At 60.5% G+C, this 18,124-nt stretch carries 18 protein-coding genes; 13 read left to right on the top strand and 5 right to left on the bottom strand.

The window, feature by feature from the left end:
• Positions 1 to 23 precede the first annotated feature (23 nt).
• Positions 24 to 1,061 (bottom strand): hypothetical protein, encoded by a 1,038-nt coding sequence (locus G9U53_RS30285; RefSeq protein WP_165639781.1) that lies wholly within the window; start codon positions 1,059 to 1,061, stop codon positions 24 to 26.
• Between the two features lie 131 nt (positions 1,062 to 1,192).
• Here G9U53_RS30285 and G9U53_RS30290 point away from each other — a divergent pair, with 131 nt between their 5' ends.
• Entirely contained in the window at positions 1,193 to 1,567 is a 375-nt protein-coding gene (locus tag G9U53_RS30290; RefSeq protein ID WP_207624729.1) for a hypothetical protein, read from the top strand.
• Between the two features lie 324 nt (positions 1,568 to 1,891).
• On the opposite strand, the gene G9U53_RS30295 is transcribed toward G9U53_RS30290, so the two are convergent.
• Positions 1,892 to 2,143, bottom strand: coding sequence for a hypothetical protein (locus tag G9U53_RS30295; RefSeq protein ID WP_165639782.1), 252 nt, complete (start codon positions 2,141 to 2,143; stop codon positions 1,892 to 1,894).
• A gap of 242 nt (positions 2,144 to 2,385) precedes the next feature.
• Between G9U53_RS30295 and G9U53_RS30300 the strand changes: the two genes are divergently transcribed.
• From G9U53_RS30300 to G9U53_RS30310, 3 genes are all read left to right on the top strand, one after another.
• On the top strand, positions 2,386 to 3,012 hold the full coding sequence (locus G9U53_RS30300; protein WP_165639783.1) for an HNH endonuclease: 627 nt from the start codon (positions 2,386 to 2,388) through the stop codon (positions 3,010 to 3,012).
• A gap of 82 nt (positions 3,013 to 3,094) precedes the next feature.
• Positions 3,095 to 3,364, top strand: coding sequence for a hypothetical protein (locus tag G9U53_RS30305; RefSeq protein WP_165639784.1), 270 nt, complete (start codon positions 3,095 to 3,097; stop codon positions 3,362 to 3,364).
• A 261-nt stretch (positions 3,365 to 3,625) separates the two neighbouring features.
• Positions 3,626 to 3,922, top strand: a complete 297-nt coding sequence (locus tag G9U53_RS30310) for a hypothetical protein (protein ID WP_058228451.1) — start codon at positions 3,626 to 3,628, stop codon at positions 3,920 to 3,922.
• 93 nt (positions 3,923 to 4,015) lie between these two features.
• Here the strand turns inward: G9U53_RS30310 and G9U53_RS30315 are convergent, their stop codons facing one another.
• The 3 genes from G9U53_RS30315 to G9U53_RS30325 all read right to left on the bottom strand — a co-directional run bounded on the left by G9U53_RS30315 (position 4,016) and on the right by G9U53_RS30325 (position 7,911).
• On the bottom strand, positions 4,016 to 5,179 hold the full coding sequence (locus G9U53_RS30315; RefSeq protein ID WP_165639785.1) for an integrase: 1,164 nt from the start codon (positions 5,177 to 5,179) through the stop codon (positions 4,016 to 4,018).
• A gap of 153 nt (positions 5,180 to 5,332) precedes the next feature.
• Positions 5,333 to 6,985, bottom strand: a complete 1,653-nt coding sequence (locus tag G9U53_RS30320; RefSeq protein WP_165639786.1) for a pentapeptide repeat-containing protein — start codon at positions 6,983 to 6,985, stop codon at positions 5,333 to 5,335.
• A gap of 266 nt (positions 6,986 to 7,251) precedes the next feature.
• The gene (locus G9U53_RS30325; protein WP_165639787.1) at positions 7,252 to 7,911 is read right to left on the bottom strand and encodes a hypothetical protein; all 660 of its coding nucleotides are present in this window, start codon (positions 7,909 to 7,911) and stop codon (positions 7,252 to 7,254) included.
• A 724-nt stretch (positions 7,912 to 8,635) separates the two neighbouring features.
• Here G9U53_RS30325 and G9U53_RS30330 point away from each other — a divergent pair.
• The 9 genes from G9U53_RS30330 (at position 8,636) to G9U53_RS30370 (ending at position 18,087) form a co-directional block, all read left to right on the top strand.
• On the top strand, positions 8,636 to 8,860 hold the full coding sequence (locus G9U53_RS30330; protein ID WP_047269165.1) for a hypothetical protein: 225 nt from the start codon (positions 8,636 to 8,638) through the stop codon (positions 8,858 to 8,860).
• A gap of 2,251 nt (positions 8,861 to 11,111) precedes the next feature.
• Positions 11,112 to 12,122 carry a ParA family protein gene (locus tag G9U53_RS30335; protein WP_165639788.1) on the top strand — a complete coding sequence of 337 codons (1,011 nt, stop codon included), beginning with the start codon at positions 11,112 to 11,114 and terminating at the stop codon, positions 12,120 to 12,122.
• A gap of 14 nt (positions 12,123 to 12,136) precedes the next feature.
• Positions 12,137 to 12,628: a hypothetical protein gene (locus G9U53_RS30340; protein WP_143542707.1), complete on the top strand. Its 492-nt coding sequence runs from the start codon at positions 12,137 to 12,139 to the stop codon at positions 12,626 to 12,628.
• 195 nt (positions 12,629 to 12,823) lie between these two features.
• Positions 12,824 to 13,228: a hypothetical protein gene (locus G9U53_RS30345; RefSeq protein ID WP_047269161.1), complete on the top strand. Its 405-nt coding sequence runs from the start codon at positions 12,824 to 12,826 to the stop codon at positions 13,226 to 13,228.
• Positions 13,225 to 13,494, top strand: coding sequence for a hypothetical protein (locus G9U53_RS30350; protein WP_165639789.1), 270 nt, complete (start codon positions 13,225 to 13,227; stop codon positions 13,492 to 13,494). Before G9U53_RS30345 ends, G9U53_RS30350 begins: the two co-directional genes overlap by 4 nt.
• Positions 13,478 to 14,209, top strand: a complete 732-nt coding sequence (locus G9U53_RS30355) for a hypothetical protein (protein WP_058228555.1) — start codon at positions 13,478 to 13,480, stop codon at positions 14,207 to 14,209. The genes G9U53_RS30350 and G9U53_RS30355 overlap by 17 nt, the downstream gene beginning before the upstream one ends.
• A 740-nt stretch (positions 14,210 to 14,949) precedes the next feature.
• Positions 14,950 to 16,089 carry a hypothetical protein gene (locus G9U53_RS30360; RefSeq protein ID WP_165639790.1) on the top strand — a complete coding sequence of 380 codons (1,140 nt, stop codon included), beginning with the start codon at positions 14,950 to 14,952 and terminating at the stop codon, positions 16,087 to 16,089.
• Between the two features lie 68 nt (positions 16,090 to 16,157).
• Positions 16,158 to 16,901, top strand: coding sequence for an AAA family ATPase (locus tag G9U53_RS30365; RefSeq protein WP_058228446.1), 744 nt, complete (start codon positions 16,158 to 16,160; stop codon positions 16,899 to 16,901).
• Between the two features lie 43 nt (positions 16,902 to 16,944).
• A complete protein-coding gene (locus G9U53_RS30370; protein ID WP_165639791.1) occupies positions 16,945 to 18,087 on the top strand; it encodes a hypothetical protein in 1,143 nt (380 codons plus the stop codon).
• Positions 18,088 to 18,124 lie beyond the last annotated feature (37 nt).

Below are 18,124 nucleotides of genomic sequence, written 5' to 3' on the forward strand. Positions count from 1 at the left end.
CTGATCGACGTAGGGCGTGAACGCTATTCGTTGTCATCAGCGAGGATCGCCGCGATCCTCGCCGCCAACGCCTCAGCCTCCCGCTCCACGTCGTTCAGCGTCTCCCGCACATTCGCCAACTGTTCTTGCGCCCGCGCCCGCGCCTGCCAACCCACTGCCGGATCCACATCACTGAGCGTCGACACCGGTGGGCTGTCCGGCTCGTCCTCTAGCTCGGGCATCCGGGGCAAACCATCCCAGCCCGACCCCACGTGCCGGCCACCATTGCCAGATAGGTGCGCGGCCACGATCTCCCCAATCGCCGTCGCGCTCAACCCCCACCGAGCTCGCGCACTCTGCCGCCACCGCCCCATCCCCAGGCCGCCCCACCGATCGATGGGCACCACTAGCGGGCCGTCTCGGACCACCTGAGGCAAAGCTGCGTACGACTCTTGCGACTGCGCGGTCATCGGCTGAGCTTTCGCGAGCGCGCCCGCGACCGCCGCCGTCGACGGCCACCTGTCCACATACGCCAACAACCGCGCCCAGCGCAGAAACACCGCAGCCGGGCACATGCGCGGATCATCGTTGGCCGGCACCTGAATCCACACCTGGCCAACCTGAACCTGCAACGTCGAATCGACTACCCTCACCTGGCTTCGTTGCAGCCGTTCGATCTGCCCGTAGGACATTCCAGCGGCCTTCGACAACACCAACAGCAGCGCATCCCGGCGGCCGAACAAACCCGACGGCCATCCAGCTGACGGCAGCGCTGCTACCACCTGTGCGGCCTCGCTCGACGGCCACTCGTGACCGCCACCGCCTCTCACGGCCCTCGCATCGGCCTTGGCAGGCACCGGGACCTGAGCGTGCATATGAGCTGCCCGCACAGCCGCCAGTCGTTCCCGTTGCGTCGACAACGCTGCCGGATTGGCGCGCACGAATCCGATCAGCGTCTCACGGTCTGCCGGTATAGGGGTGGCGCCGACACCGATGCACCAATCCGTGAACAGTGACCACCGCGCTCGATGGCGTGCAGGCAGCAGCATGCCCACGCGTTCGAGTTCATCGTGATCGTGCATGGCCCTACGGTATCCGCCACGGTCCCGCCGCAAATCGTGCGCGGCGCTTCCGTGCCGAAGCTCTGAACCCTGTCCGTCGACGCGGACCTACGAATCGTTCGTCGAATGCCCCGTTCACCGGTGGAAAGGTCGTGGCCTACGCGGAGGTGAGCCCGACGGTTGCGCTGTTCGACGGTGCCGCACACCGGAACCCCGCCAGAGAGAGTTGTCCCAACAGCAAACGCCGAGCCGAGGAGAACACGATGAACGCCACTGACGACATCACCGACGACAACATGATCTCGACCGCATTGCACAACGCAGCAGGCGAGGGCGCCATGCTCGTCGTGTTCGCCGACGGTTCCACCACTTCCGGTCCCCGTGTCCTCGTTGAGGGATTCCTCGAGGTGTCGACCCAGGAAGTCGCCCGCACCTTCGACGGTGCTGTCGTGGCCGGTTGGATCGCCGACGCGGGCACTGACTGGCACGCCGCCGTAGACCGCTACCGCCGCGAGATCGCGGCCTGAAAGCTACCTGCACCCGCAACCCCCCGAGCGGGTGCAGGTCTCCCCCGCAGCCGGAACGTCAGCCCTCCCCCCCGGGTGATGCGTTCCGGCTGCGGCATTTCTGTGTGCGACAGACCCCGCCAGTGACTGATAGTTCCGCGTGGTGGACACCAGCCCATCCCTGCCGGCACTGGGGCTGACTGTCCAACCACTTCCCATATCCGAGCCTGCCTCGGCGAAAGTCGACGGACACGACAACAACGTGCAGAGACCAGAACGAAAGCGGTGCCCCGAATAGCGATTCGGGGCACCGCTTAGGCTTTTCGCGGGTCGTCTGCGTCGCTGCTACGCGCCCCAAATCAGTGCAGCGCCTGCGACGACAGCGGCGATTGCACCGCCGAAGAGCAACGGGAACTCCTGACTCACCGTCATGCGTATCCGACCCTGATAGGACGCGAAGCCGATCGCAAAGGCAGCGATCCCGACGATCAGGGCGAACCACCAGAACCCGTCGAACTTGCCCACGAGTTCAGCGACGCCCGGGGGTGCTTCCGGCGAGAGTTGCGGGATCTGTGTCAGGGCAGGGGAAGTGGACATGGAGCCTCCGATGATGTTGGTACGAACCGATCGAGTTCTGCCGGTGGTTTCACATACCACTCTTCCCTACGTGCCTATTGCCTGTGGCACACCGTCACTCCAGCTCGCACCCGAACGGCGCCGACGCGCGCGGTGTCAGTTCACGTTCCGAGTACGCAAACGCTCCCGGTTGTCTGCGATTACTGTGCAGCCGCCTACGCTGGTACCGGTAGCAGTCCAAAACCGCGGGAGGTGCACCGCTGATGACATTCGGAAACGACGCACCACAGCCACTTCCCTCGATGCCTGAACCGGCGCCGGAACCTCATGCATTCCAACTGACTTTGATCGGCGAACCTCAAGCAGTCCGGATCCCGGAACGGATATGGCGATCCTGGTTCGAGAACCCCGCGATCGTGGCTCGCTTCGAGTCCAAAAGATACCGGCGGCTCGACGACCAATGCTGGCCATGGACTTCCGGGGTGTCATCAACCGGCTACGGATCCTTCCGCGCAGCAAGCCTGCCAGGCCCCTCGCGTCGGGGAACAGTCCCGGCCCACCTGTTCGCATTTCAGCTCGAATACGGGGTAATTCCACGGTTGGGCTGGTCCAATGCCGACGACGCCGTGCTGTGCCATCAGTGCGACTTCGCTGGCTGTACAAATCCGACTCATCTGCGACTGGGCACCCGTCGCACAAACCGCGGCGAATACGAACTGCGCCGCCGCAACATCGCCAGCCCTCTCGCAGACGTACGCGGACCGGCCGGCCGCACCCGGGCCATCGCTGACGCTGTCCGAGCAGGCCTCGAACGAAACGAAGACAGCACCGAAATCGACCGTCGAATCCATCTCGCAGAACAGGCCGGACTGCCGTTCACACTGTGGTAACACGATGTGCCACAGCGGCCGCCGAAATCGCTATGGTTCACGTGACGGACTCAGCAGCCCACCAGAACCGAGGAGATATTCGATGGACGAAGAAGCGAAAAACCGCGTGCGAAACGAAATCCTAGATCTCGCTGCAGGCCAGGCAACTCTCGACGGCAAAGGCGTGCAGGGTTTTACGAATCTAGCGATGGACAAAATCGAAGACGCCGAAGAAGTGATCAGGAGCGGTGACCCAGATGGCGTTGCGGCCCAACATGTCCAGCTCGCGAGCGTTTACTCGACACTGGCATTGGCCGCATCCAATCAGGCGCTCCTCTTCGAGCGGCTACACAGCTCCGCTCTCAATCAGTAGGTATCCAGCCGAACGCTCATCTCATGTCTGGAGCCCGGGGAGCCCTCGTCTCGTCAATTAACCAGGGAGTCTCCGGCCTGACGATGATCGAGTGCGTCGAGCGTGCTCGACAATGTATGTCCGACGTCAATCGTTCGAAGGCCGAGTCAATTCCTACGCGGGACACGTGCCGCGCCCTCCTCCAGGGCCCCGCATCGTGAGGAGGCAGCCACGCCGGAACCTCCGTTTCGGAAGATGCACGACCAGAAAGGCAATAGCGCAATGAATGTCCCAAATCACGCAACGCACGGCCAGGACGCAAACATCGTGGCACTCGGGTTCACCGGGGCGGACCGCTACAACTTGGTCCGGATCTTCCGAGACGGCGGACCCTCAAACACTGCCGATGCAGTGCTCCTCGACGAATACACGCGACGAGATGCAGAGTCCTTGGCGGCCTACAACAAATTCAAGATCCACCAGAGCAAACAACTTATCGTCGCCGCTCTCATCGGGATAGCGCTGTTACTCAGCGCTCCGTTCGGCATCCACATGATCATGGACCTGATTCAAATCTGATTCACATATGCCGGTGTGGGCACAACCAATTCCCCTCGTAGATGCACCACGCGAGGGGAATTGGCGGGCGTAGGTCGCCCTGGCGTCCAGTGGTCAGAACCCGAGATCCATGACTGCGTTGTTTTGTGCCGGATTGCGTTCGCGCGCATAGATTTCAACCGTGGCCGGGGACTTGTGCCCGGTCTGACGCATGATCGAATGTGTACTTGCGCCATTCGACAGCGATTGTGTGACGAACCCTGCGCGAGGCGAATGCCCACCCAACATCATCACCTCCTCATCGCTGAACCCGGATGCACTGGCCCGCACCCGAATGACGCTGTGAATCGCCGCCCCTGACAACCCGGATTCGCTGATGTTCCCGTGCCGGTCGATCTTCCGGAACAACGGCGCCAACCCATCAACCGGGGAGACACCGTGATCGCGGCACACATGATGAGTGAACGGTTCGGTCCGCGCCAGCTCCGCGATCACCGCGGGCCGGCCTCCCGAATCGAACGCACACACCATCTGATGCCATCGCCGGTACGCGCAGACCGGGCACCGGTGATGATGACCCCGCCCGAACGGCGCCACCTTGGTCTGTCCGACACCGCTCTGGTCCGACTTCGACACCCGCACGCGCAGATGCAGTCCGTCCTCTCGGTGCATCCGGCCATCGGCGAGGACGAGGTTCGCGAGCTCTGATCGCCGGAACGCACCAGCGAAACCAAGAAGCAACAGCGCAGAGTCACGGCGTTCACGAACCTGGTCAACCCAACTACTGCACCCCTCACGAGCAGTCACCAGGATGTGTTCGATGTCGTCGAGCAGCAACGCTTCTCGCTGTCGGCTACGTCGGTTCGGATCGCGCGCAGCTTTGCGTTGCAAACCGGCCAGCGTGGACGCCACCAGCTGACTCGTGCCCGGCGGCGGCAGCTCCGCGGCCTTGTGGAAGAAATTGATCGACGCCACCCACCTGCGCAGAGTCGTCGGTGAGTACGGGCCCATGCCCTCCCGGGGTTCGGAGGCGGCTTCTGCCAGGTACGACGCCACAGTCTCCGCAGCCGCGGGCAAGGCCATGAGTTCGTTCGCTGCGCACCAACGAGCGAACCGATTCCAATCCGAGCGATACGCGCGGGTTGTCGTCGAGGCCTGCGACTGACTGACCGCTTCGACGACGCGGGCCTTCGCTTCGTTGCCCCCTCTCCCCCAGGGCGAGAGCTGTCCGCCAGCCGAAGTGGTGGCGGGGAGGTTCGGAATCGTTGACGGATCCATATCTGGAACCGTAGCGGTGCCCTCTGACCTCACCTACACCGTCAGCGGATCCAGTCAACGACACCCCACGCATCTAGGTTCCACACCAGATGCCCGCCAATTCGATGACGACAGCGGTGGCGGCTCTCTATGGCCGTAGCCTCGCCTTCTGATTCATGTGTGAGTTTCGTCCGACTCCATTGTGAAGTTTTTGGGCGGCCACTCTGTCGGCTTGACGGATTCCGGTTTCACTGCGGTAGCCACCCGACCAGGCTTGGGATCCCAGTCGAAGTAGACGTTCCTCCACTCAACTGGACGATCGAACGATGTAACTTCGCCGGTGAATCTCGACCCGTCGAACGACGTCTGATTGCCGATGAATTTCGCCCAGTGGAACGACGTCTGCTCGCCGGTGAACTCCGCCTCGTCGAACGACGTGTGCTCGCCGGTGAACTCCGCCCAGTGAAACGTCGTCTGCGCGCCGGTCAATTTCGCCCAGTGGAACGACGTGTGCGCGCTGTTGAATTTCGCCCCGTCGAACGTCGTGCGCTCGCTGGTGAACTCCACCCCATCGAACGTCGTGCGCTTGCCGGTGAATATCGCCGTATGGAACGACGTATGTGAGCTGTTGAACGTCGCCCAGTCGAATGTTGTGCTCTCGCTGGTGAATATCGCCCCGTCGAACAATGTGCTTTCACTGGTGAATATCGCTCCGTCGAACGTCGTCCACCCGCTGGTGAACTTCGCTCCGTCGAACGTCGTCCACCCGCTGGTGAACTTCGCTCCGTCGAACGACGTGCGCTCACCGGTGAAGTCCGCTCCGTCGAACAACGTCGTTTTACCGGTGAACTCCGCCTTGCAGAACGACGTGCTCGCTCCGGTGAATTTCGCCCCATCGAACGTCGTTTGCTCGCCTGTGAATTTCGCCTCGTCGAATCTCGTGGTCTTGCCGGTGAACGTCGCCCCGTCGAACGACACTGGGCCCCGGAAGATGGCCCTATTGATGTCGAAATCTTCGAGAACGGCACTGTGGAAGTCGAATACGCGGTCACCCCACGACACGGCCGCCGAAAGTTCAAGGTGGTTCTTGATGACTCGAAGAATGGTTGCGCGGACTTCGCGGTCGTTCTGACGGTACTCAAAATGCTTCTCCACCTGCCCGCTAACCGTCCTCCCTCCAGGGATGAACTGATGGGTGGTGACAGTCGTTCTAGTTTGGTGGTTCTCGGTGGCCTCGGGGTCGTACGGCAATCGAAGGTAGCCGCACAGCACGTCGACGCAGGTTTGCACTTCGGCTGGATCGTTTGCGGCATGCCAGTCGTCGGCGAGAGCAGCCATCGCGTAGACGCCGGCGATCCGCACGGCCGCGGATGTATGTGCGAGTTGCGCGGCGGCGTCGGTGAATCTGTCGCGACGTTCGCGCCGGAGAGTCGCATCGTGTTGCTTGATGCTGAGTGCGTAGGCCTGTGCAGTGATGCGTTGCGTCTCGGCTGCCGTTTTCTGGTTCTGGTCGGCGGTGTGTTGTCGCCGATACGCCAGATAGGCGGCACCGCCCGCAACGGTGAGCGCGACCAAGGCGACTGTGACGCGGGAGGCCTCGAACCACTGTCCGTCGCCGAGTTCGTGGGTCCAGATCCGCCACCATGACCCTTCGCCGCCGATCAACCGGACAAAGATCGTCATCACGGCGAAAACCAAGCCAGCGGTCAGCCCGATCCCGAGACTTGTGAAAACGATCAGGCGGCGCCCGTCCTTCTTGTCCAGCCAGCGCACCCTGGGCGCCGCCGGAATTGTTTCGTCTGAGCCGTCGCTTCTGCGAGGTTTCACTGACGGTCCGCTGCTCTCGGAGTCCCGCGAGGATTCTGGTGAATGCATCGTGTCTGAGCTGGGGTTCGCGGAAGGACCGTGCGTGGCAGTCGGTGGGATCATGAGGAATTCATACCGTGTCGGGGGGTGCTGCGGTTCGCATCGCCACCGCAATGTCAGCCGACCCCGTTGCTCGCTGGGCGTGGTTGCGCAAGGGGACTGTCCTACCCGCCGGCGCCCAGGGCTGCATGCCCCCGGCCGAATGGTCGAAGGCATACAGCGGCGGCCTAGATCGAGCACAAGGTGAACAAGTGCAATGCGGACCGAGCCACCGCGTGACGATCGTTGAGGTCAACGGGCCACTCCCCCACCTTCTGCTCCTCATTTCGGGAGCGGTCGGTCACATAGAACACCAGAAAACCGCCTTCGCTGGTGGTGACCCCGGCGACTCGGGCACGCAGGTGATCGGCGTTCCACACAAGGGATCCGTTCACGAGCAGCGACATCTCATCGTGGTTGATCCTCATTTGTTTGTCGTAGTCCGAATCCGATTGCACCGGAGCATTCGCAACATTGACCATCTGAACCCGATGACCTTCGCTGAACGGGAAGGGAACCGCGTCGCGGTCGTAGAACAGCGGCCGCAAGGTTGCCGTGCCGTCGACTACCGCCGGGCTCGACGTACGAAGGACGTGTTCGTGTGGACGGACAACAGTCACCAGCGTTTCGGGCCGGAGATACACAGTCACCAGTGATGCTCCCGCTTCGTCTAGTAGGTCGAGTTCGGTAGACCACCGGTCGATCGCTTTCACCGCCTTCACGGTCGGTTCGGTGACGTTGCCGTCGGCGTCCTTCATGCGGACAACGTCGCAGGCCCGGAGATCGGATGCAGCGAGGATCTCGCTGCCGTCGGTGCGGGAGATTTGGCGTGGCTGTTCTGTTGTCATGGCAACAGTCGACCAAGGCGTTGTCGAAAGTGCGGCACCGTGAGATGGGCGACTGGTGTTGTTGGCGTGTGCAGGCCGCGTGTTCAGGCTCTCAGCGTCGTTGTCAGCGGCCCTGTAGAGCGACGAATCGCTTGCAGGTAGGGGTAAGGGCTCCCCGGGCGACATTCGGCCGTTCCTGGGATTTCGGCCATTTTCACAGAAAAACACGCTCACCTGGCCCTTCGGGGCTTGAACTGCGGTAATGGATATTATCGTTGGTCAGAACGCAAAGTCACCGGGTCAAACGTGAGTGAGGCAAAGAACCCCCCAATTTCGAGAAACTTCACTTCTTGGCCAACGGAGACCGGAAACGGTTGTCTGCGAAATCAGAGCGCAAAATTGCAGGTCACCGTACTTCTCATGCTGGCTGAGCCTGCCAATCTTGTCGTCCACTCTGCGCATCGTGCCTGGCAAGCAAACTGTCGGACGTTAGGCCGTGGAAGCTGGCCTCCCCACGCCGTTCGGCGATGTCAATCGCAGTGCCACTATGCCGCCGACGTGCGCTGGGGCTGCGATACCAAGCAGGCCCCGAACTAGCCTCGAATCTGCCCGTGTACGCAGGACAGATGGCGTCGTTTCCATCGGTCAACAGCGCTGGCGTCGACGATGCTGACAGGGCGATGCACCGGAACCCTCGTCCGTAACGTCAGGCCTGAGTCGAATCCAGCCATCCCGAGGAGCACCAATGCCACCAGAGAGTCACCGCCCCAGAATTACGTACCGGAATGAGAAGCAAGCGCAGATCGTCGGGATTGGCTACTTGTCTTTCGGGCTCATCGCTCTGATCGGTGTTGTGCTGTTGCTGATCATTCCGGCTGTGTGGTCCATCGTGATCCTGGCAATAGGTGTTGGCGGTGTTGTCGGCCTCTTCCTGATCACTCCCCCATCAGACAAGGCGCCTCACGACTGACCGGTCCGCATCGGACCAACCCGGGATCGGAAGCTTCCGATCGACAGCGCACCCCTCCCCTCCCCTGATTCGACCCTGCGGCCAGCTCGAGCACGACGAGCTGGCCGTTTTCCATTTTCGATCCACTGTTTGCTCGCGGGCGGGAAATTGCGCGCCAATCACCGCAGGTCACAGGCATAGCGCCCCTCAGATGGCCATGGACAGCCATTCGGGCCCCCTCCTAGGTATCTACCGCAGCGAGGGGGCCTGTCCGGCCTCCGTCGATGCTGGGGTGCATTGCCGCGATTTGACGATTTTCCGGGGTCGCAAATTCGCGAAATCGTATGGCCTGGATCACAATTGGCCAAATCGGCCCGGGGTCAGACTGACGTCCGGAGTGTCTCTTCAGGTGGCTCGGAATCAGGAATATCGGACGCCAGCGCGCTCAGGAAACGGCTGACTGGATTGGGGCCGGACGTGCATCTGACGACCTCCAACACAGGTACTGCCCGCCAAACTTGGTTCGAAAACTCGGTCGATCCCGCTCCGGCGCTCGTCAGTGGCCGAATCCACCCCACCAGTTGCGGGTACACCATCCCGTCTCCAAACGCGTGCCTGCTGCGCCCTCCCCTCAAGTGGACGTAGGCCTCCTTCTGGAAGATTCCTCAGTCGTTGGCGTCCGCGTCTGCTGTACGAATCGTGAAGGTGGAGCTGACGAGAACTGCCCTAGGCAGGCTTCGGAGACAGCAAATGGGCGTCCGCGCTGGTGCCATCCAAGGGGACGCTCTAGCCATCGAGATTCTGTGATCGCAATCGAGGTGGCCTCCTGTCCGCGGCAGATATGCCAGTCTGACGACACGAACCCTCCTATGGATAGAACAAATGGATATACGAGTGGGAGCCGGTATTCGACAGTGGATTCCCTATGCGGTGCCTGAAACGATCGCATCGCCTCCCTCATTGGACAATGGTGAAGCGCCTCGATCGTTCGCAACTGCCGGATGACTGTCAGCTTCTTCTCGTCGTGTGCACTTCAGTCGACTGGCGGAACCAACGAGTTGATCGGTGAAGATTATGAAGTTTCCCGCTGAGAGTTTGACCTCAACGGTAACCTCGTTGTTCGGGCGCGGACCGCGTTCTGGGGCAAGAATAGGTTCCGGAAGAACGGGCAATTATCGAAGAATCCATCTCTGACTCTCCCTATCGACGTCCTGGTGCTGACCCGAAAACGGCGGGCAGAGGGAAGGTGTGTCGGTTCGAAGGTGCGAATATTGGAAGCCCAGGGCGGCTGGGAGTCTTCAACATGTGACTCATTTTGTGAGCCAAAATATGCATCTAACTGCGAGAATGATCAAGGAAAGTATTGTATGTACGGGTATCAAAGCTAGTCTGTGTCAACTGTGCGTAGCGTTGTTACTGGCAGAACTGTGTGGTTAGTAACATATTGCTCACACTATCTATGCAGCTGTGTTGTGCAATCTGTGTATATACGTGGCGGCTGGTTAGAACTGACATTGTGTGTGGCACTGTGATTACATATGACACGGTAACTCTGTGTTGCATGTGTGAGCTATGTAAGCATTAATATCCATGTAATATGTTTTTTAGGTGTAATACGGCTCATCTTTGTACTGCGTGTTACAACGCATGACTGTGTACAACGTGGGAGCAAGAGTAATCGGGTAGTCAGCACACCCTTTGGATCACTTGATGCACCAATTGTTAGTGCAAGCAACATGACACTTTGTATACAGGTGGCATGTGCTGCGCTGGTAACACATGGTTCATTGTCTATGCGTGTCATATGTCATGACTGTGGAGGATGGGCCACCCGCACTACACAGTCACACATCAGTGCACGGATGTACTGTGCGAGCAATGGTCCATGGGTTATAGTTACTGCACTGTGCACCACAGCTTGCACATGTAACACGGTCCAGCAAGACAGTCATTGTGGCACTGCACATATGGCTTCTACTGCGTCCACTGGTTACGCAGCCAAGCATGTAGACACTAAGATCAAAGTTGACACTAGGTACCCGTAGGGGACAGGCCACACAGCACGTCAGGTACTCACTGATCAGCTTGTATCGCCAGATCACACGGAGACCCAGTGAACGCACTACCTGCAACACAACACGTACTGCACGCCTAGTCATAGGTACACAGGAACCACGGCTTATATGCTGTGACAACACAACAGCCGGTTCGACCCGATGTCGCCTCACTGAAATCAGGCATCGAGTGCGGGCCACTACAGAGAGGGTGTGCGATGGCCGATTTAGGCGAAAGCCGCGCCGACTACCGTGCGAAGACAGTTGCGACCTTGTGCTCCAAAGGTGGAGTAGGGAAGAGCACTCTAGCTGCGCAGATCATCTCCGACGCCTCCAGGCTCGGACTGAAAGTTCTCGGTATCGATCTTGACCCCAACGGCACCTTGTCTCGACTGACAGGCACGGTCTCTCCGGTAGGGGAGTTGTCGATCGGCGACGTCCTAGTGGGCGCTGCAAGGCCGCAGCAGGTGGCCCGAGTCCCAGTGGACTGGCAGCCCGACATTGCCTTCGATCGTCCGTGGATACAGGGCGGTCCGCTCCTGCCCGGAGGTGCGGTCCACATCCTGCCGGCACCGGACCGCGGCCTTGAAGTGACGACATCGAGGTCTGGAACCGACGCGGAGCAGGCTCTCCTCGAAGCGCTCGCAGTATCGGAAATCGGTGAGCATTACGACCTGATCGTCGTGGATCCGCCCGCCAGCACATCGTCGACCCTCTATTTGGCGTTGTACGCCTCCGAACACCTGGTGTTCCCGCTGCAGACCGAATCGGCCGCTCTTTCCGGACTCACACTTACGGTGGAATCTGCGATCAAGTTCAGCAGTCTTTCCCGTCGGCGGGTGAACGGTATCGGGGTTGTTGCGACGATGCTCGATCGCACCACCGAACACACGTTGACCCTCGCAGCAGCGCAGGAGTGGATGGACGAGCGATTCAAGGGGCAAATCGGCGTTCTCAATCCGCAGATCCCACGTCGAACCATCGTGTCAGAAGCAGGGTCGTCGATGGTTCCTGTCTCTCGCCTCGTAACAGGCAAGCTGAAGAACGCAGACATCGCCTCCCGTTACGCCGCAGTGGCTTTGGCAGTCGTCGCAGCGGTGACACCGGAGCGCCTCGAAGCGATTTTCGACGCAATCGAGAAGGAAGATCTTCCCGAGGAGATCGCGGACATCATCTACGCGGCTCTCGAAAGTCGCGCTGAGACAGTCAATACCGGACAAGAAAACTAGGAAGGGGACCACCGATGTCGCAACGACCTAGGCGTGACCCACTCAAGATGGCGCGGGCTGCATCCGGCGGGACCAGCCTCGCAGCGTTCACCGAAGAACCGTCGGTGCCAAACCCCACTGAGGACACCCAGTCCGAGGTGAGCCCTCTGCCCGCGGCGTCACCGGTGGTCACTCCTGACGACGACAACGACTACGGCGATTTTGAGGACCCCGCAGACGACGCGCCGGCCCCGACGCCACGAAGGTCGACAGGCAAGCGGAAAGACACCATCAGGACGAAGACGTTCCCGATGCTGCAAACCACCGTTGACGCTGTTTCGGAATCCTCCTTGGCCTGGCACATCGCAGACCCAACGCGGATGCAGCACTTCGGTGGAACAGCATCTGAAACAGCGTTCGTTCAGGCACTTCTCCTGTTCGCCGTCGATCGCATTTCGAAGAACCAGAAGGACGCCGACCGATTGCTCCGCTACTTCCCAGAGAACGCGCGAGTTCGCAACCGGTAGCGAGTGACCCGATCGCCACCTAGTTGGGGCCGTACAAGTAGCCACTTGTACGGCCCCAACCCTGTTTCCAGCGTCTTCCCAGCTCAGGACGATGGAGGGACACGTCACGCATACATGTGCCGCATCACCGGAACTGGGCATGTTTACATGCTCTACATCGGAGATGAACACATCTACACCTGACGGGAACTGCCCATGATCACTTTGAGGTTGCATCGCGACGCACGAGCCCTCCTGGACGAGGTCGCCGAACGAACCGACCGCCCCCTGGGATGGATACTCGGGGAAGCGACTATCACCGCCATGGTGGATGTCGCCGGCGCTGCTGACATCGAAGCAGCCCGAGCAGTACTGGCCCCCCACCTACCGAGCCCCGACAAAACCCACACCAGTCGAATGACCACCACTCTTTCCAAACACTGCGAGTCTGTTGTCGGTCTTCTCCTGACCCACCAGGGTGGGGGACTGGCGTCGACATCCGCCATCGTTCGTGCAGCGTGGGGACACTGGATTTCTACTGCGACCGTCGACGAAATCGCCGAACACCTCGGCGTAGTAAGGCCCCGAGCACAGATCGCAATGGGCACCGGTGCAGCATGAGCCGCCGACAATCCTTGACCGTCGCAGGCTCAGCACTCCTACTCGCAGCACGATGCTCGCCGGACACCAACTTCGACTCCACGGCCGCCACCGAACTGCTACCGGACCGTTTGCGATACACCCAACTGGGGCCGGACTCGGATGTGGTGAGCCCCCAACAGGCATGGAAAGAGCTGGTCGAGGCGGGGAGGGTCACCGGGACCTTCGACGACTGGCACTTGACTGAAACATTCGAGGAAGGTGCCGAAAATGGTCGACGCCCGTAGGCACGACACTTCGCCGGCCAAGGCAACACGAGCTCGCGGCCGGACCGGATTCTTCGTCCCGATGGTCAAGGATTTTTGGAAGGACCTCGCAGCACTCGGCTGCAACCTGTCGGAGATCGGCTACTTCACCATGATTTCCACCAGCAAGGCGACTTCGCCCATTGGCAGCTTGTACATGCGCCACGAATGGGCAGACCTCGAAGGCACGAACCTGGACCATGCAGAGCGCACTCTCGAACAACTCGAGAAACGCGGCCTGATAGCCCGCGATGGGTACTACATCCTCGTCGTGGCCTGGATTCGCCAGTACGCCTTCAACAACCCCAAATACCTGCGCGCCGGGTTGTATCCCCTTCAGAACGAGATCGACAGCCCATTCTTGCGGTTCGTATTCGGCACACAACTACTACAGCTCAGACTCTGCGACCTCGACAAGACGAAAGCCGCAAACCTGCATGAAAGTGCATCCCTCCTGTGGGCCGAAATCACGGGATCCGCACTTCCACCTGCTGACGCAATGGACGGCGACATAGACCAGCCGAACGACTACATGGTCACGGCGCTGAGCAACATGCCCGGGATCGAATTAGCCGTGACAGAACTCGACCGGCGGACCTGGTGTGTAGTGCAGGCCGAGCTACACCGACCACTGCAACAGGCGCTCGGGAAGCATCGCAAAGTGACTCAGATTCAACCGCGCGCCAGCAATCACTAAGGCTGGGACTCACGTTCGCGATGTAAGCCCATCCTTTACCTAAATCAGGCCCCATGCCTTCGTCGACGAAGGCATGGGGCCTGATCGGTTGGATGTCGTCCGCTCCGCAGGGAGTAGGGGCACTAAAGGTGTTGAGGCCAGACTTCAAGTTCCCCTCCGGACGAGCGAGAATCGGCTTCAAAACCTGTGGATACCGCACGGGATACCCTATCCATTTCGCTGTCTTCGGATACCCCTACGGATAGATCAACGGATAGGGTATCCACATTTAAACTCGCTGGTCAGAGCCGTGGTGGATAGGGTATCCGCTGGGGTATTGGATAGTCGCACGTGCGCGCGCACGCGCGCGCACGAACAAGACCACAACAAAACCCCACCTCCCTACGGTCGGTGGGGGTGCAGGGGGAGGGTTTCACTCGAGTTGACGGCCTCGCCGCTTCGCGCCGAGACCCCGATGCGCAAGCGCATCCCCGGATGAACTTCTACGGGCGGCCATGAATAGGTTCCGAGCGGAATCGCCGCTGAGAGGCCTTGTGGGCCATTTGTCGGCGGAATGCGACCACGGACCGCGAGTACGCCTCGGCGCAGCTTCTGTGAGGCGCTCAGTGGCGGCTTTGTGTGTCCTGGATGCCGTCCGAGGATCCGGTAAGCAGCGCGAGCACGTGCCGCACACCGGAAACGGTGCTCCTAGCGTTGGCGATCGGAAAACCAACACGACTTCAGCCCGACCGGGAGGGACCATGGCGAACTTGGACGAGGCGGAACTCGCAGCATCGATCGTCGCCGCATTCGAGGCTCGACCGGAATTGATCGAACGACTCGCAGACGCGGTGGCCGGCCGAATCGCTGAGGCGCTCGCAGCTGGCGACTCTGCTCGAACCTCACACCGCGCAGAATCGACGTGGCAAACAGACGAGACGCGCGTCGAAACATTGCTTGAGTGGGTCAACACGTCGCCGAGGAAACTCATCGACGGCGACCGACATGCGTGGGCATCCGCGATTGTCGGGGCCAGCGGAGCGAGTGATCCCCGCGAAGTGTTGGAATGGGCACTCGGCAACGATTGTGCAACCTCTCACTGGAGAAGCCGAGAAGCGCCGATTCCCGCGCCACACCCGACACGGTCGGGGGCTCCGAAAGCGGGGCCGTACTCGCAGATGCTTGCTGAATTCAGACTTGCCGAGTCCGAGAGCGGTGCAGTCATAGTCGCTGGCATCGACCGTTTGATCAGCGCAGTGATAAACACCGTACGGACATATGGGGTGGTGGGAGATGTGACCCCGACGACAGCGTGGCGGCGAAACGCTATGGCTGTGCTTCGAATTCGAGATGTCGAGGAAGCTTCCGGGGCGATCTCATGGGCGATGAAGCATAAGCCGCATTGGAAGTCGAATATCCAGGGCATGCCAACCGAACGAACATTCCAAAAGTTGTACGCCGACTATCGAACTGCAGGTGCCGGTTTCGACCCTGTGCGTGACGGTGGGGAACATGCCGAGGCGATCAAGGAGTTGAGTCGCGGCTGGTCGTGCTATCTGGGCAAACTGCTCAAGAACGGGGAAGTTCCCGTTCGGGGGGTGACGTATCGCCGGATCTGGGAGGTGTTGACGGGATCGGACGGCGGCGCCTCCGTGCCTGTGGCAGATGTGAAGGCAGTCATCTTGTGGATACTCGCACCTGACGCCGGACGCGCACGATTCTACGTACAAGGCGACGACTTTCCCTCGATCGAGAAGATCCGAAAGGCGATGGTGGACATGGCATCAGGATCGATCCGAACACGAAACGGTATTGGGGCAGGTGTGAACGAGACGAATACGCTCGCGGGTGACAGTGTCGCGGCCGTGGGATCCACCACGGTGACCGTGCGGGGAATCTGATGGCAAAAACGAGAGCTAACACTGTGGTCAGGGTGAAGTGTCGCCAGTGCGGAGAGGAAGTTCTGCGCATGAGTGAAATGCCAGGTCAACCGACTGGTTGGCAGTCGAACGTCACATGCACTCGCTGTCGCGGAGAGGACTACGAGCAGACATGGGATCGCGAACTCGAAGGCCAAGCCCGCGGTCGACTGTTGCGCAGGATCGCCGAGTTCGATGCGACTGCAGGTTACGAAGCGGCGACGTTGGGTGACCCGGACGTTCGAAATACCCGGTGGGGCCGCACAGCATGCGAAGCGGTCGCCGCTTGTGAACTTGATGATCGAGCGCGAGCTGGGCTGATGTTCTTCGGACCCACAGGAATCGGCAAGACCTTCGCAGGGTTCGCTGTCTGCAATGCGGTCGCTGAAAAGTTTGGTGCCGACCAGGTGCGATTTGTGTCGGAGGAAGCGCTTCTCGGCGGTGACGTTGCACCGTGGGAACTGCGAGGACGATTGCAGGCTTGGTTGCGAGGAGCGTCGGTGATCCTCATAGATGACATCGGCGTCGCCACCAGGCGCTCAGATCAGATTCAGTCCGCCTGGAAGGAACTGTGCGGTCAGATCGCAGGTCACCAGGGGCCGTTGATCATCGTGGGAACAACGAACAGACAAGGTTGGGACGGTGATGTAGGTCTGGCTGCGTGGATGGGCGCTCAGTCGACATCGCGCCTTCGCCAGTGGACCGAAGACTGCACAACTGGCTGGGTAGATCGCAGGACGGACACTGTTCACGAGCGGTGGCGCGACCAGTTGACCAGAACACCGGAACAGTGACAGTCACTATGGTGGGCGAACGATTTTCAGGAGGTGAACGTCGATGAGTGAAAATGCGGGCTCCGGGCGCAACGATTCGTTTGGGGGTGGATCCGACAACCCGTGGGATGACCGGGCGCTCGACGACCAGGTTGGGCCCGGAGAGGCTGAGCCGCAGGCGGACAACACTCAGTGGGCGGAGTCAGCGGCGCCGGCGTCGGTCACGGCTGTCCGACGACCTCTGCGGCCGGCCGGCGCCGGGAATCCGACGAAGGCTGGTGGACAACGGCCGGTTTCGGCAGCGGAGCCCCGTCGCCGAGAGGATTCACCGAAGTCGGAGAAGCGTCGCGGGCGATGGCTGACGATGCTGCGTGGCCGCACCGCAGCGACTGGCCCCGGCGACGATGTGGCACTGGCGAAGTCAATCCGGCGACCGCTGAACGAGCCGAAGAACATTGCCTTCATCAACGAGGGTGGAGGGACAGGGAAGACGACAACCGCCGTGCTTCTCGGGCTGTTGTTGGCTTCGCTCCGGAACGGTCCGATCGTTGCCGTCGACGCATCACCCGGCTGTGGTGACTTGGGAAACAGAGTTCCCGAGTCGAAAAGACCTGCGGGAAACGTACGTAGCGTCGTCGAAGGCATCGGGCGGATCCGGACACTCGATGATCTGCGAGCCCACATGAACCGGGTGGCCGGTGGCTTGGACGTCCTTGCGGCCGACGCATCGACGTCGGCGGAGGCTGTTTTCACGAGCACGGACTACGTAAGGTTGACCGAGATACTTCGCGAGCATTACGAGGTGACGATCACCGACTGCGCCGCCGGCATGGTTTCCGATGTCGTGGAAGCTGTCCTCGATGATGCGGATCTCGTGGTGATCGTGTCCGAGGGTGGGGATGGGGTTCGGTCGTCGACTTGGACGGCTAACCGCATGATGGACCGGGCCGAGGCCAAGCCGAAGTACAAACGACTACTCGATGATGCTGTGGTGGTGGTCAATTCGAGGCACGACCGGACGAAAACCAATACAGCGAAGATCATGGACTTCTATCGAAATATCGTCAGGGCTGTCGTTGAGGTGCCGTTCGATCAGCACCTGGAAGGCGGGGACATCATTGTTTTGGACAAGTTGTCAAAGAACACTCGCACTCAGCTGCTTCGATTCGGTGATGCGGTTATCTCGAGTGACGGGTTCAATCAGTGATGCTGAGAGCCGAAGTCAGCTTTGTGAGGTTGGCCCA

The organism is Rhodococcus sp. D-46, from assembly GCF_011290655.1.
GTDB classification, from domain to species: Bacteria; Actinomycetota; Actinomycetes; order Mycobacteriales; family Mycobacteriaceae; genus Rhodococcus_F; species Rhodococcus_F qingshengii.